This is a genomic window from Pseudobacteroides cellulosolvens ATCC 35603 = DSM 2933 (assembly GCF_001262605.1).
GTDB lineage: Bacteria > Bacillota > Clostridia > Acetivibrionales > DSM-2933 > Pseudobacteroides > Pseudobacteroides cellulosolvens.
In genome coordinates, this window is the sequence record NZ_LGTC01000001.1 from 56,754 (window position 1) to 69,398 (window position 12,645).

The 12,645-nt window shown below is 33.2% G+C and carries 17 protein-coding genes; 10 read left to right on the forward strand and 7 right to left on the reverse strand.

The annotated features are described in order from the left end of the window. Positions 1–52 precede the first annotated feature (52 nt). Positions 53–1,336, reverse strand: coding sequence for a nucleotidyltransferase (locus tag Bccel_RS00245; protein ID WP_036939343.1), 1,284 nt, complete (start codon positions 1,334–1,336; stop codon positions 53–55). A gap of 160 nt (positions 1,337–1,496) precedes the next feature. Between Bccel_RS00245 and Bccel_RS00250 the strand changes: the two genes are divergently transcribed. Next, positions 1,497–2,486, forward strand: coding sequence for an asparaginase (locus tag Bccel_RS00250; protein WP_036939346.1), 990 nt, complete (start codon positions 1,497–1,499; stop codon positions 2,484–2,486). Positions 2,487–2,558: 72 nt separating this feature from the next. Here the strand turns inward: Bccel_RS00250 and Bccel_RS00255 are convergent, their stop codons facing one another. Beyond that, a complete protein-coding gene (locus tag Bccel_RS00255) occupies positions 2,559–3,539 on the reverse strand; it encodes an ICP22 family protein (protein WP_036939349.1) in 981 nt (326 codons plus the stop codon). Positions 3,540–3,849: 310 nt separating this feature from the next. Between Bccel_RS00255 and Bccel_RS00260 the strand changes: the two genes are divergently transcribed. The 5 genes from Bccel_RS00260 to Bccel_RS00280 all read left to right on the forward strand — a co-directional run bounded on the left by Bccel_RS00260 (position 3,850) and on the right by Bccel_RS00280 (position 7,405). Further along, positions 3,850–4,146: a hypothetical protein gene (locus Bccel_RS00260; RefSeq protein ID WP_036939351.1), complete on the forward strand. Its 297-nt coding sequence runs from the start codon at positions 3,850–3,852 to the stop codon at positions 4,144–4,146. A gap of 139 nt (positions 4,147–4,285) precedes the next feature. Next, positions 4,286–4,771: a zinc ribbon domain-containing protein gene (locus Bccel_RS00265; RefSeq protein ID WP_050752928.1), complete on the forward strand. Its 486-nt coding sequence runs from the start codon at positions 4,286–4,288 to the stop codon at positions 4,769–4,771. Positions 4,772–5,116: 345 nt separating this feature from the next. Beyond that, positions 5,117–5,806: a TFIIB-type zinc ribbon-containing protein gene (locus Bccel_RS00270; RefSeq protein ID WP_036939353.1), complete on the forward strand. Its 690-nt coding sequence runs from the start codon at positions 5,117–5,119 to the stop codon at positions 5,804–5,806. A 36-nt stretch (positions 5,807–5,842) separates the two neighbouring features. Next, positions 5,843–6,427, forward strand: a complete 585-nt coding sequence (locus Bccel_RS00275) for a 5-formyltetrahydrofolate cyclo-ligase (RefSeq protein WP_050752929.1) — start codon at positions 5,843–5,845, stop codon at positions 6,425–6,427. Between the two features lie 30 nt (positions 6,428–6,457). Beyond that, positions 6,458–7,405 carry a CPBP family intramembrane glutamic endopeptidase gene (locus Bccel_RS00280; RefSeq protein WP_036939355.1) on the forward strand — a complete coding sequence of 316 codons (948 nt, stop codon included), beginning with the start codon at positions 6,458–6,460 and terminating at the stop codon, positions 7,403–7,405. 77 nt (positions 7,406–7,482) lie between these two features. Here Bccel_RS00280 and Bccel_RS00285 read toward each other — a convergent pair whose 3' ends face one another. Beyond that, positions 7,483–7,797, reverse strand: coding sequence for a hypothetical protein (locus Bccel_RS00285; protein WP_036939357.1), 315 nt, complete (start codon positions 7,795–7,797; stop codon positions 7,483–7,485). Positions 7,798–8,054: 257 nt separating this feature from the next. Here Bccel_RS00285 and Bccel_RS00290 point away from each other — a divergent pair, with 257 nt between their 5' ends. Beyond that, positions 8,055–8,459 carry a recombinase family protein gene (locus Bccel_RS00290; RefSeq protein ID WP_036939359.1) on the forward strand — a complete coding sequence of 135 codons (405 nt, stop codon included), beginning with the start codon at positions 8,055–8,057 and terminating at the stop codon, positions 8,457–8,459. Here the strand turns inward: Bccel_RS00290 and Bccel_RS00295 are convergent. From Bccel_RS00295 to Bccel_RS00315, 4 genes are all read right to left on the reverse strand, one after another. After that, entirely contained in the window at positions 8,452–9,993 is a 1,542-nt protein-coding gene (locus Bccel_RS00295; RefSeq protein WP_036939363.1) for a recombinase family protein, read from the reverse strand. The two genes, Bccel_RS00290 and Bccel_RS00295, sit on opposite strands and share 8 nt — an antisense overlap. Positions 9,994–10,263: 270 nt before the next feature. Next, positions 10,264–10,821 (reverse strand): outer membrane protein assembly factor BamE domain-containing protein, encoded by a 558-nt coding sequence (gene bamE, locus Bccel_RS00305; RefSeq protein WP_050752931.1) that lies wholly within the window; start codon positions 10,819–10,821, stop codon positions 10,264–10,266. Positions 10,822–10,836: 15 nt separating this feature from the next. Beyond that, positions 10,837–11,022, reverse strand: coding sequence for a DUF6199 family natural product biosynthesis protein (locus Bccel_RS00310; protein WP_036939366.1), 186 nt, complete (start codon positions 11,020–11,022; stop codon positions 10,837–10,839). A gap of 279 nt (positions 11,023–11,301) precedes the next feature. Further along, positions 11,302–11,670 carry a helix-turn-helix domain-containing protein gene (locus tag Bccel_RS00315; protein ID WP_050752932.1) on the reverse strand — a complete coding sequence of 123 codons (369 nt, stop codon included), beginning with the start codon at positions 11,668–11,670 and terminating at the stop codon, positions 11,302–11,304. A 138-nt stretch (positions 11,671–11,808) separates the two neighbouring features. Between Bccel_RS00315 and Bccel_RS29990 the strand changes: the two genes are divergently transcribed. From Bccel_RS29990 to Bccel_RS00325, 3 genes are all read left to right on the forward strand, one after another. Continuing rightward, positions 11,809–11,955: a hypothetical protein gene (locus Bccel_RS29990; RefSeq protein ID WP_154673446.1), complete on the forward strand. Its 147-nt coding sequence runs from the start codon at positions 11,809–11,811 to the stop codon at positions 11,953–11,955. A gap of 55 nt (positions 11,956–12,010) precedes the next feature. Continuing rightward, positions 12,011–12,199 carry a hypothetical protein gene (locus tag Bccel_RS00320; protein ID WP_036939368.1) on the forward strand — a complete coding sequence of 63 codons (189 nt, stop codon included), beginning with the start codon at positions 12,011–12,013 and terminating at the stop codon, positions 12,197–12,199. Between the two features lie 61 nt (positions 12,200–12,260). Then, entirely contained in the window at positions 12,261–12,614 is a 354-nt protein-coding gene (locus tag Bccel_RS00325) for a hypothetical protein (protein WP_152965881.1), read from the forward strand. The last annotated feature ends 31 nt before the right edge of the window (positions 12,615–12,645 follow it).

A 12,645-nucleotide genomic window follows, 5' to 3' on the forward strand; every position in this document is an offset into this window, starting at 1 on the left:
ATATGCCAAGTCAAATATGGTGTATATTGCACAACAATTTCTCATTGACCGATTAATTATTTGATAATACTTTATCAATTATAATGACTGGATTTTGGGTATAGTCCTGTCCGCCTTTCTTAAAAATGGGATTACTATATCCTAGCACATACAAGTCGGTTGATACTGCTTCTAGTTGCAGCATTTTCCTTAATAGTGGGTTGCACGAGTTTTTGTATTGTGAAGTCTTAGTTATTACAGGAAGCATACAGCTTGATTTCAACTTCTTTAAAAGCATTCTGCCGTTATCATTAAATCCCAATATCCTTACATACTGAGGCCCGCCGTAACTGTTGAAAGTTTCGAACATTTCCCTATTAAGACCTGTAAGTACACTGAAGGCAATCCTTTGTATTCTCGTGCGTGTAAACCTTTTGGTAGCTATTTCATCGATGAGTTTTTCAATGGAACCTGACTCATCTGCAGCCTTTTTGATTCTGTTTTCAAGTCCTTCGCTTACATATGGGAGATTTTTGATATTTTCCAGGCTCATTTTACGTAATTGACCTATTATATAGTTTTCAAAATGCTGAGAAAAAACCGGACCCCTTCCGGCAGAAAATTCGTCCATCAGTACATTTAAGCTTGCTGGAGGTACAAAGTTCCCCAAATCTTCCAATGAATTTGTGTTATGGTTGATATCTATAAATTTTCTAACGGCTGTTGCACTTGATATACTGCCTGTAACCTCTTCGTTATTGTAATTATTGCTCACTCTTTTGATAGTATGAAATTCTATACTGCTGTTTAGCCTTTTAACTGCTTTTATATACTCTATTCCCAGTATATTATTGGAAGACGATAGTGTGTTTAAGATTATGTCAGGTTTGTATAGGTGATTCTTAAAGTAATTTTCCAATGCGTTTTCACGGGATAGGGGATATGAATATCCTTTACTAAGGTTTTCCTGCAGATAACTCTTAAATTCTTCAGGTTCCTTAATAAGAACATCTGCGATTATTTCCAAATCACCTACATTGCCGTTTTCACTTCCAAAACAAATATAATCAACACATCCAAGGCTGTCCAGCAATTTTACCGCACCATATGCAAAATATTCAGCACTGGCCATGGAATATGCCACAGGGAGCTCTATAACCAGGTCTGCACCAGACATAAGGGCTATTTTTGTGCGTGCCCATTTATTAATAATTGCAGGTTCACCTCTTTGTATGAAATTACCGCTCATTATACATACAGTATAATCTGCACCAGTCAATCTTTTTGCTTCTTCCAAATGGTATAGATGCCCGTTGTGAAATGGGTTATACTCTACTATTAAACCTAGAACTGTCATTTAAGGTACTCCTGTAAATTTGTTAATGTCTTACCCTATCAATAATAATATTATTATAACTTAAAAATCTGTTTTTAAGAAATAATTTGTACAGCTTATGGATATATTACAACTATAACATAAACACATTAGTTTAAATAATGGACAGGAGGTTTATTTAATGCCTGTTAAAATGGTTGAGGTCCTAAGATCAGGAGTTATTGAAAGCATTCATTATGGAGATGCAGTTGTAGTAAGGGCTGATGGGCAAGTTATCTGTAGTATTGGAGATCATAATAGACTTACATTTTTCAGATCCACATCAAAACCACTGCAAACACTATATTTTCTAGAGACTGGGATTGCTGACAAATACGGCCTGGATTTAAAGGAAATTGCTGTCATAACTTCTTCCCACATTGGTGAGGATACACATATAAGTGCCTTAAGAGGTATATTAGGCAAGATAGGTGAAAGTGAAAGTGCTCTTAAGTGCGGTATCCACGAGCCTATAAGCAAGGAGGCCAGCAGCAAAATAGCAGCCGCGGGAGAGAAATTAACAGTTTTACATAATAACTGTTCGGGAAAACATATAGGCTTTATAGCAGCAGCAAAAGCAAAAAAATATGGGATTGAGAATTATTACAAAGAAAGTCATATGGTACAGAAAGAGGCATTAAATACTGTTACTGAGTTTGCAAATATGGAGCCATCCATGGTTCACAAAGGATTTGATGGCTGTGGTGTACCTGTTATTGCAGCACCTCTTAAAAATCTGGCATTGGCATATGCTAATTTATGCAATGAAGGATTTAAGGATGGAAAATATATAAAGTCCCAAAATTATTTGATAAGTGCTATGACTATGTATCCTGAAATGGTAGGAGGTAAGGGCAGAACCGATACAGAACTGATGAGACAATTTGGCAGCAGAATTATTTGTAAATTGGGGGATGAAGGTGTCTTTTGTGTAGGTATAATCGGTAAAGCAACGGGAATAGCATTAAAGATTGAAGATGGAAGTATGAGGGCTTTAGGGCCTGCGGTACTGAATTTGCTTATAAATCTTGGCATTATTGGTGCTGGAGAGATTGATGAGATAGAAGGCCTCTGGAAACCGCCGTTAATTAACCACATAGGTGACGTAGTTGGGGAGATCCACCCCATATAAAATAAAAGTGTTATATAGTAATGGGCGTTTCAAGGATTGATAAAACGCCCATTTGCTTTATGTGGTGGGAAATTACTTCTCAGAAGCTTTTTCCAAGGCATTTATGTTTGTTAGTACTACTCTTCCTTTTATATCTATGAGAGGCTGATTTTTGTCTTTGATAACCTTTTCGAGCTCACTAATAGAATAATCCAACTTGCTGACATCCTCATTAAGCTTCTTATCAGTAGTGTTTTTAAATGTAGACAAGGAAGATTTGAGGCTTGTGATATCTGCTTCTGCCACAGACCAGTTGGGTGTTAATGAATTTAAAACAGCATCCCTTGTATAATACTTAACCCTTTTAAGTTCGGGAGAAGTTTTGCTTTTATATAGGTACAAAATGTCAGGAATATAAGAGTAAAGCTTGTTTGAAGCCATGAGAGTGCCTTCTTTGTTTTTGGTAATTATGGTATTTGTAAGATTGTTGAGCGAATTGCTAAAGTTGTCTGTAAGTTCTCTTGAAGCACCTTTGCTTGATGCATCTGGCCTAAGTTCATTCCATTGATAATGAAGGCGATTAACTAATGGTGTTATTTTTGTCCATGGGTCCTGCTGTGGGGATTTTCCAGGGGATGACTGGGGTTTGTTGCCGGTATCACCCTCTTTAGGAGAAGGAGTGTTTTGAGCAGGGCTTGGGCTTTCTGAATCTTTGCTTTCACCGCCTTGGTCACTTCCTTCACCGCTTTTTTTGTCTCCCTCCTGATTGTTTTTATTGCCGGACTCATCTGTTGGAGAGTTTTTCTCCTTATCTTCCTCATTGGGGTTGGCGGTGTTTTTGGAGCCTTCATCATCCTTTGGCACAGAAGGACCTTTAAGGGCAGTAATAATGCTCTCTATACTTTCTTCAATATCTGTTAGTTGTTTTGGTACTTCTTCGTTATTTTGCCCGTTTTGGGCTGATTGCTGTTGTCCTGTCTGTCCGTTATTTTTACTTCCACAGCCAGTTATAGGTAATGAAATAATTAGTGATACAGCAAATATTCGAATTAATGTTGTTTTTAATCGTAGCATTTCGTATTCCTCCGGTTTGATCTGTAATTTCTCACAATGACATTAAGGCAAAAAAGTCACTTTGTTACTTATAGTATTTATCAATAATACTGACTTATACAAGCCATGAAAAAATTACATAAAGGGTTTTTCATCGATTATGTTTAATATTACTTAAGACATGATTATTTTTTGATCATGACTTATCATGCTATGCCCAATTAATTGATTATTTGTTATTGAAAACTACCCTTTGTTTATGTCCGACAAATTATGGTATATTTTGCACTGCAATTTTTTAAATTTTTATAATCAGGGAGGCTATTTTTTTATGTCAATAACCGTTAGCATGTGGTCAGGTAAATCCGGAGAAATTAAAAGATTTTTAAAGAGTTTTTTCCAAAAAGAAGTAAAATCAGAGGATGATATTTCTCAATGGATTTATGTATATAATAAGCCTCTTGAGGCAATAGATATAATAAGTGCACTTATGGATAACAAAGATAAGTATAAAATTTCTATGTTTATACAAATTGACAGAGGAGATTTATACCTTGTTAATGAATATAATCATAATGATATAATAAAAAGTTTAATTCAACTTGTCCATTCAAAATATATTGTATAATAATTAATAATATAATTAAAATATTTAATTAAATCATCAAAAAAATTAATATACATATTGATTTTTTTAAACAAATATTATAAAATAATAACAAGGGTAGTTGTTAAAATAATCATTTGTAATTAAAGGAGGCATATACATGTCAATGTTAGAAAGTTTTACAAGGAAAGTAACTGATACTGCAAAAGCTGCAGCAAAAAAATCCAGTGAGCTTGTTGAAGTCACAAAACTCAATATGAGTATAAGTTCTGAAGAGGATAAAATTGAAAAGTTATATTTGGAAATAGGAAAAACAATTTATGAATCCTATGCAAAAGGTGAAACTACTAGTGATTTGTTTGTGGAAAAGTGCAAGCAGATAGATTCATATAACAGCAATATTAAGGAAATGAGAAGGAAAATTCTTGAGCTGAAGAATGAAAAAATTTGTCCTAGCTGTCGGGAAGAGTTGGATATAAGTGCTCTTTACTGTTCGAAATGTGGAGCAAAACAAGAGGTTATTGAGCCTCCGGTTGCTGAAGTACAGGAAATCGTAGAAAAGAAATGTTCTGGCTGCGGTTCAGTAGTGGAAGAGGATTCATTATTCTGCACAAAATGCGGAACTAAATTAGAAGAAATAGAATAACTTAGATTGATAATTGTACTTAATTATTCAAATAATTTTACAATATTACTTATAGCAAAATCACAATTAATCCTTGTATAAGAAGACACCATTATAATGATGGTGTTTTTTTGTTTGCCAAATACAATGTTTTTATCTATAATATCTATATGAAAAGTGCTGTCTTTCTTTTGTATGTATTTGTAATAAATAACGTTTAATAACGGTTTAATAATATAAGGTATTAACAAATAATTAACTGGTCAATGGGACATTTCAAAAGTCTGAATTAATGAAATTATAAAAAATGCTTGAATAATGTATTTTTTGAAATGCCCTAAATCCTATATTTGGGAGGAATAAAAGTTGAATAATAATAGTTTAAGAATATGCGAACACTGTAAAGAGGAAATTTCATATAATGCAAGAAGGTGTCCTTATTGCGGTAGCTTGCTTGGGAACCCGGTTCAGACCGGATATTACGGGCAGCAGGGTACAGCTAAACAGTACGAGAATGATAGTAATACATTTAGTCAGGATACTGTCAAGCCGGATAATACTGATTATAACGATTATCAAAACACCAATAATAACACAAACACCAATACTAGTATAAGCACTGACACTAATATAAACACCGATATACAAAGAATTTCGCTGGATAAGCCCGACTTGTCCAAGGATAACGGACAAGCTTATACTGAGCATAACTATCAAAATAATGTACCTGATAATAATGAAGCTCATCCGGTTAAAACAAATGATACCGGGGATTCATCGGGATATAAATATTATTATAGCCATATTAATGAGATGGATTCTTATGACATAAGGCCTTTGAGCAATAGAACGAAAGTGTTTCTTACAACGTTCAGCTCTTTTATTCCATGGTTAGGCCAGCTTGTCGGTATTATTGCAGCTATTGTTTATATGAACTCGGAAGAGGATGATGATAGAAGATCATTTGGACGCTCACTGCTTGTGGCATCACTTATTACTTTTGTGATTGCAACATTTTTAATACTTTTCACAATATCAGCATTTATAAATAACTAAGGAATGACATGATCAATATAAGCTGTGGAGGTTTGAGTGGAGCTGAATAAGGAAGTTCTAAGAAAAAGTGTTTTAGAAATAAGAAAATCCATAGGACAAGAGGATAGGATACAAAAGAGCCAAAGAATTATAAGTAAACTTATAAACCTTAAAGAATATAAAAACGCAGCAACCATAATGTGTTATGTTGATTTTAAGGGTGAGGTTATTACAAGCGATATACTAAATTCAGATATTAACCGGAATAAGACAATGTGTGTACCTGTTGTTTCGGATGCAGAAGATGGAAGCAGGCATATTATTGCTTCTGTCTTAACAGATACCAAATCTGAATTGTGCAAGGGATGTTTTGGAATTATGGAGCCTAAAAGTGAATATATAAGATTATTGGATCCTAAAAAAATAGATCTTGTAATTGTTCCGGGAGTTGTGTTTGATGAAAACAGAAACAGGATTGGGTTTGGTGCCGGATTCTATGACAGGTTTTTAAGGAATGTAAGGAATGACTGTATTAAGGTAGGCTTGGCTTATGAATTTCAAATTGTTGATGATGTGCCGGTAGATGATTTTGATATTCCTATGGATATAATAATAACCGAGAAAAGGGTAATACAAAGTTAGTATATTTTATAGTCTTGAAAGGAACGTATTATGAAGAACAAAATAACAGTAACAGGTGCAAACATAACATTTTTCTCATTTACTATGGCATATATACTATTTTCCGTTGTGGCTGTTTTATTTGAAACCATATTTGGCGGTAATAGTTTAAATGCTAACTTTATATTAATTACTTTAGTCACTCAATACGTGGTTATTTTAGGCCCTGTGTTTGTCTATATGCTTATCGGTGGCATTAACATCAAGGATGTTTTTAGACTTAATAGCCCAGGACTGGCTCCAATGGTTATTATTTTGTTTGCTGCTATTCCAGCAAGTTTTGTAGGTAATGCTCTCAACATGCTTATAATTTATCCCTTGAGCCTTATAGGGAAGCTGCCTGAAACACCAATACCTGTTCCGCAGAATTTAACGGATGTTTTGCTTATGATTTTTGTGATAGCTGTTACGCCAGGTATATGTGAAGAAATACTCAACAGGGGTGTAATTTTAAAGGCATATGAGAAAAGAGGAACATATAAAGCTATTGTAATTTCGGGGATACTTTTTGGTATATTCCATTTTGATATGCAAAATCTTCTAGGTCCCATTTTCTTGGGAATTCTGTTTTCTTATTATGTTATAAGAACCAATTCCATATTTTCAAGTATGTTTGCCCATTTTCTGAATAATACTTATGCTGTAGTGATTATGTATTTAGCAAGGAATCAAGAAATTTCAGGCGGTTCCCAAATAACATTCCAGCAATTCGGATTTTCCATGTTACAAGGCATGATAGCTTTTGCACTGCTGGTTGTACTTCTGTTAATATTTACAAAGATAACTGATAATAAATCAAGATTAATTCCTCCAATAAGTAATGCGAAAAGAGATTTTATTTCTATTATTTCTCATTGGCCAATAATAGTAATATTAAGTGTTTATATTTTTATTAATGGTTTATTGCTGCTTACTATATTGGCTTCAAACCTAGGATAGAGATGAATATAGGTAATGAACCGTAAAAATTAAAGTTCATTACCTATATGTGTATATGTATAGAATTTTTGGTATTTCTAGAAAGGCCAACGAGCTGCTGGGAATGAAGGGGAAGTATGATCGGACAGGAACCCAAGGACACCTCGGCTGCCGAAAATTTCATGTTCAATTTCCTTAATCCTGGCTTCGGTATAATAATTGATTTCTCCTACCTTTTTTACTTTTTCTGCATAATCTCGGAGCGTCTCAATTTCCATATCATTAAGTGATAGTTGGCAGTCGTCGGAGTTTAATATTCGGTTGAGCTCTGTTGCATATTCATAACCATCTTCCATGTCCTTTGCCATGTCTTTGAAAAATCTGACTAGTTTTTCTGGAACATTTTTAGCCATATTTCTTCACCTCGTTTTTGTATATATAAGTTATGAGTAAATTCTTTTTAAAAGTAATCGCATATATTTTTTCGGACAAATTTAAATAAAGTTTAATATGAATATATTTATTACAGCTAATATTTTATGGAAAAAAAGCAAAATGGGTAAGAAGAAAGCTAGAAACATAATAAAAATTTATAAAAGTAGAATAAAATGCGAAAAAGTGCTGTATAGTCTATTAAAACAAAAATTGAGCCATTTAGGATGTGATATGGATGATGGGATACAAAGTGGGGATTTATGTAAGAGAAAGCAGAGATGATAATGATGAAAATTATGAAACTATTGAAACCCAGAGAGATATGCTTGTTGATTTTGTATCAAAGAATGGATTAGGAGAAGTGGCTGCAGTCTATATCGATAATAATGTTTCCGGGACAGGATTTGAAAGAGAAGGGTTAAAAAAGTTGGAGGATGATGTAAAAACTAGAAATATCAATTTGCTGTTGTTGAAAGATTTATCAAGGCTTGGAAGGAACAATGCAAAAACCTTGCTGTTTCTTGATTTTCTTGAAGAGTATGGAATAAGGGTTTTAACAACTGATGGCAGATATGATAGTACAAAGGATAATGACATGGTGGGAATAGAAACCTGGTTTAACGAGCGATATGCTATATGAGGGACGTATTGTAATTAGGGTAGATTTCTAAGCTGAAATTATCTTCTCTTTGGCCTTTGACCTTGGTATATACTGCTTTTTCGAGAACCTCTTTTAACAACGTGTTCTTTTTTACAGGATCATCTATATCATAATAAGCAGCAACGATATTTTTAATCTTATCTAACATATTAACTTCTATATTTGATTTTTCTATTTCAAGTTTAATTTTTTCCTGAGTTTGCTTTATTGCCTCATTTGTAGATAATAATCTATCTGCAATGTTTTTTGAACGTTCCAAAAAGGTGTCAATATCATATACACCCTGTTCAAGCAGATCGTGGAGCCTCTCTCTTTGGACACCCAAATCTTTCATTTCTTTCTCTAATACACTTAAATTATAAGTTAATGCACTTATTGATTTTTCTCTATCTTTATTAGAATCCATATCCAGATTGGCACTTATTTGATCGGCATACTCATCAAGGAGTTTGATTATCCTTGCTTCAATATATTTATATTTGCTGCTTTTATTTCCGCACTTTCTTTCACATATAAGATGAGCGTCCACATTAGGGTATGGCCTATATTTCATTTTGTAGCCGCATACACCACATACAACCAATCCGGCTAGACAATTACTTAATTTATTTGATGGTTTGACAGGGGGAATATACTTACTTTTATTAATAATCTGAGCCTTCTCAAAAGTGTCTGCATCAATTAATGCTTCGTGCTTTCCATCAACAACAATCCAATCTGATTCAGGGCGTGTTCTTGTCTTTTTCAATTTGCCTGGTGTTGTGGACCTGGAAGTAATGACTTTCTTCCAGCTGATTTTCCCAATGTAAACAGGATTTTTGATTATGTAGGATACAGCTCCTGTAGTCCAAGCTTGGTTCCTTAGTGTTTTCAATCCCATGGAATTGAGGTTGTTTGCAATAGTATTGAATCCTACTTTATCATTTACATACCAGTCAAAGATCAGCTTGATTATATGTGATTGCTCCGGATGCTGCACAAGAGTCCTGGAAAACTTATCTTCTTTAATCAGGTAACCGTATGGTGGCCTGGCAGGAAGATAATTTCCTTCATGAACAGATCTTATAACACCTCTTTGAAGTCTCTTGTTAATCATCTTATATTCTTTGCGGCTCATAAACGCTTCAAATTCGCTATATTCTTCATCAAATTCATTATTAAGGTCATAAGTCTTGTCAGGCGTAATGATCTTTGTATTAGCCTTTTTGAATGTTTTTAGTATGATGCCCTGCTCTTCCATATCACCACGGCCTAACCTTTGCTGATCCATAACAATAACACCGGCATACAATCCCTGTTCAACTTCCTTGAGAAGTTCCAGCATGGCAGGACGGTATAAAAGACTTTCACCGGATACAAGTTCCTCGTGAATTTTAACAATATTGAACTGCATTTTTTTAGAAAATTCAAGCAAGGTTTTTCTGTGCTTGGCAAGGGTTTCACCTTCTCCAAGTGTTTTTTCAATTTCCTCGTCAGCTCTGGATTTTCTCAAGTAGATACAGTAATTTTCCAACAGAAACACACCTTTCTACGTACGTCTAATAATAAAATGAGCATATGTAAAGAATAAAAGTAACAATAACTAACGGAATAATAAAATGAATAATTCTTTGTCTTCTTCTTAGGCTTGAACCCTTTTGAGAAGCTGGTTTCACTAATTTTCTAAAATACCAATCCCAATTCAGGATTGATGCGAGTATACATATCGGAGCAATTATAAATATAACAAGTGAGTAAAGCATAAAATCCATAATATAATTCACTCTCCTAATAAGTTTGCCTATCAGTCTCTTGAAATATTAAATTCCTTTACTTTACCATTGTCAAACTCAATTACAAGCCATTCACTATCTATTTTTAAACCTCGTTCTGGACCTAAATAATACACATAATTATTTGGAGTTTTAAAGTATTCAGTGTTTGTAGGCTCGCCTAATAAACCTTTAATTTCCTCTTTGCTCATTCCTTTCAGGTTATATTCCTTTAACATATTATCAACCATATATACTCTTTTATTAGGCTTGTTGCTCCATCTTTTCTTGTCAAAAAATGTATTTGAATAGTTTGTTAACATATTTGAGCCAAAGTATATACAAGGTACAAGCATTACTAATGAACAAATAGTAAGTAGCACTTTTCTTTCTTTTTTGCTGGCATCAAATGAATTCAATATAGACCATACACTTAAAAGTACTAAAAAAATAGAAAAAGAGAGAATTCCTATTATAGCGATGTCTGGTAAAAGCTGGTCGATAAATAAACGCATAAATAAGCAAACAATTAACATAATACCTAAGGCAATTAAAAGAAATAAAATTGATACTATTTGACTGATTATCATTTGATACACCTCTTTTTAAACACTTAAAAGACAGATTACTCCACCAATAACAAAGGCTATACCTACAAACCTAATATACTTTAGGAGATATGGATTTGTAGGCGGTTTAAATCTAAATCCATCAAACATTCCTATAACATGTGGCTTGAATATACATAGCAATCCTATAATTATAAATAATGAAGCTGTAGCATATATCATTTTAGCACTTCCTTCTAAGAAATATTCAATTTCTCTTAGGTGAAACAAGTGTAACTCATGCGAAAATTTCTTGTTGAAAATAGTCGTACTTTGTCATATAATATTTTTAGAACTAATGTTCGTTTTTTGTTTTACATAGGGGAGGCTTTACTCATGGATGATAAATACAAACAATTAATAATCGATATGGTAAAAAAAATAAATGATGTAGAATTATTAAAAAGAATCTATAACCTGGTATCCTACATCTACTTAAATAAAGCTGATAGATAGTCAGCTTTATTTTTTTGCTACCTCATCAATTATCTTTTCTATTGTCTTCCATTCATCTTCATCCAACTTGGAGAATGCCTTAAATATTTTTTTTGCAGTTTCATTATCACTTGCCATTATACGATCAAACATAGCTGTAGTATCATCAAAAGAAGTATCGAACATTTCACCTTCACCAGTCTTTAGCCATGCATAGGATACGTTAAACTCACGGCAAATTAATTTTATAAAATGTTCTTTTACTTCAACTAAATTCAACTCCATATTTTTTATAACATCTCTGCTTACACCTAATCTATCACCAAATTTTTCTTGAGATAATTTAAAATGATCTTTTCTTAAAAATCTTATTCTCTCATATATTTCAGTCAACATTATCACCTCATAAACAGTATAATTTATCCTTTTGTACATGTCAACCCAAAAAATAATCAAAAAGTATTGACAAGTACAAAATGGGAGTTTAAAATGTACATATCAACACAAAATACTATTAAAAGGAGGCAATTTTATATGCAGGATAAAACAAAACTTATGGAAACAGTCGCTGAAAAGTTCAGCAAGCTAGCTACTGATGATAAAGCTTATGTAATGGGAATCATGCAAGGCATTTTATTGACAAAGGAAAAAGCGGATAACCATTATAAAAAAACAGGGTAAACGAAGCATAGGACGGGCATAAAAACAAATAAGCTATAAGAAGGGGGGATGTTGTGTGAAAGGGGATATATACCCAGATAAACCCACAAAGGAAATGAAAATAGGAAATACAACAATCAAAATTTATGAACCTCAAATCACGAGAGAAGAAAATATAAGGCGATTAAAATCCCTTGAAGATACGATCGGTAGGATTTATGGGTGTAAATGTACGTTATATGTAGGTGGAAAGAAGTTGCCATAATTTTTTTAATAGAGGAATGGACAAGCATTTCAATATGCGAAAGGAAAGGATGGTGATAGATATGGAAGAAAACAAGGCAACCAATCTAAAAAACGTTTCAACAAACGATTTAATAAAAGAACTTGAATCAAGAGAGGGTATAGAAAAAACTACAACTGGATTATATCAGCCATATCGATTAACAAGAAAATATTGTAAGGATAGAAACGAAATTTCAGCTGATTTATTGATTATTAATCTACAGTTAAGAGAAAAAGAAAGCCTAGCTAATAGCCAGGCAGAGCAAGATTTATTTAGACGATTTACTCCAAATAAAGATACTCATGAACTTGAAACATTATGTAGAGAAAAAAATATTACACGCGATGATCTTTTGTTAATATGCGGAACGTTAAGTCTTAATGATTTTGAGTAGAATACTTGTCAGTTGCTTTCTGTAAGTGATT

What these genes read in the sequence shown, in the direction of transcription:
- Bccel_RS00290 (WP_036939359.1), top strand. Translation starts at nt 8,055, where the DNA reads ATGATGGGATACAAAGTGGGGATTTATGTAAGAGAAAGCAGAGATGAT.
- Bccel_RS00250 (WP_036939346.1), top strand. Translation starts at nt 1,497, where the DNA reads ATGCCTGTTAAAATGGTTGAGGTCCTAAGATCAGGAGTTATTGAAAGC.
- Bccel_RS00245 (WP_036939343.1), bottom strand. Translation starts at nt 1,336, where the DNA reads ATGACAGTTCTAGGTTTAATAGTAGAGTATAACCCATTTCACAACGGG.
- Bccel_RS00315 (WP_050752932.1), bottom strand. Translation starts at nt 11,670, where the DNA reads ATGTTGACTGAAATATATGAGAGAATAAGATTTTTAAGAAAAGATCAT.
- Bccel_RS00285 (WP_036939357.1), bottom strand. Translation starts at nt 7,797, where the DNA reads ATGGCTAAAAATGTTCCAGAAAAACTAGTCAGATTTTTCAAAGACATG.
- bamE (WP_050752931.1), bottom strand. Translation starts at nt 10,821, where the DNA reads ATGATAATCAGTCAAATAGTATCAATTTTATTTCTTTTAATTGCCTTA.
- Bccel_RS00265 (WP_050752928.1), top strand. Translation starts at nt 4,286, where the DNA reads ATGTCAATGTTAGAAAGTTTTACAAGGAAAGTAACTGATACTGCAAAA.
- Bccel_RS00255 (WP_036939349.1), bottom strand. Translation starts at nt 3,539, where the DNA reads ATGCTACGATTAAAAACAACATTAATTCGAATATTTGCTGTATCACTA.
- Bccel_RS00325 (WP_152965881.1), top strand. Translation starts at nt 12,261, where the DNA reads ATGGAAGAAAACAAGGCAACCAATCTAAAAAACGTTTCAACAAACGAT.
- Bccel_RS00280 (WP_036939355.1), top strand. Translation starts at nt 6,458, where the DNA reads ATGAAGAACAAAATAACAGTAACAGGTGCAAACATAACATTTTTCTCA.
- Bccel_RS00260 (WP_036939351.1), top strand. Translation starts at nt 3,850, where the DNA reads ATGTCAATAACCGTTAGCATGTGGTCAGGTAAATCCGGAGAAATTAAA.
- Bccel_RS29990 (WP_154673446.1), top strand. Translation starts at nt 11,809, where the DNA reads ATGCAGGATAAAACAAAACTTATGGAAACAGTCGCTGAAAAGTTCAGC.
- Bccel_RS00310 (WP_036939366.1), bottom strand. Translation starts at nt 11,022, where the DNA reads ATGATATATGCTACAGCTTCATTATTTATAATTATAGGATTGCTATGT.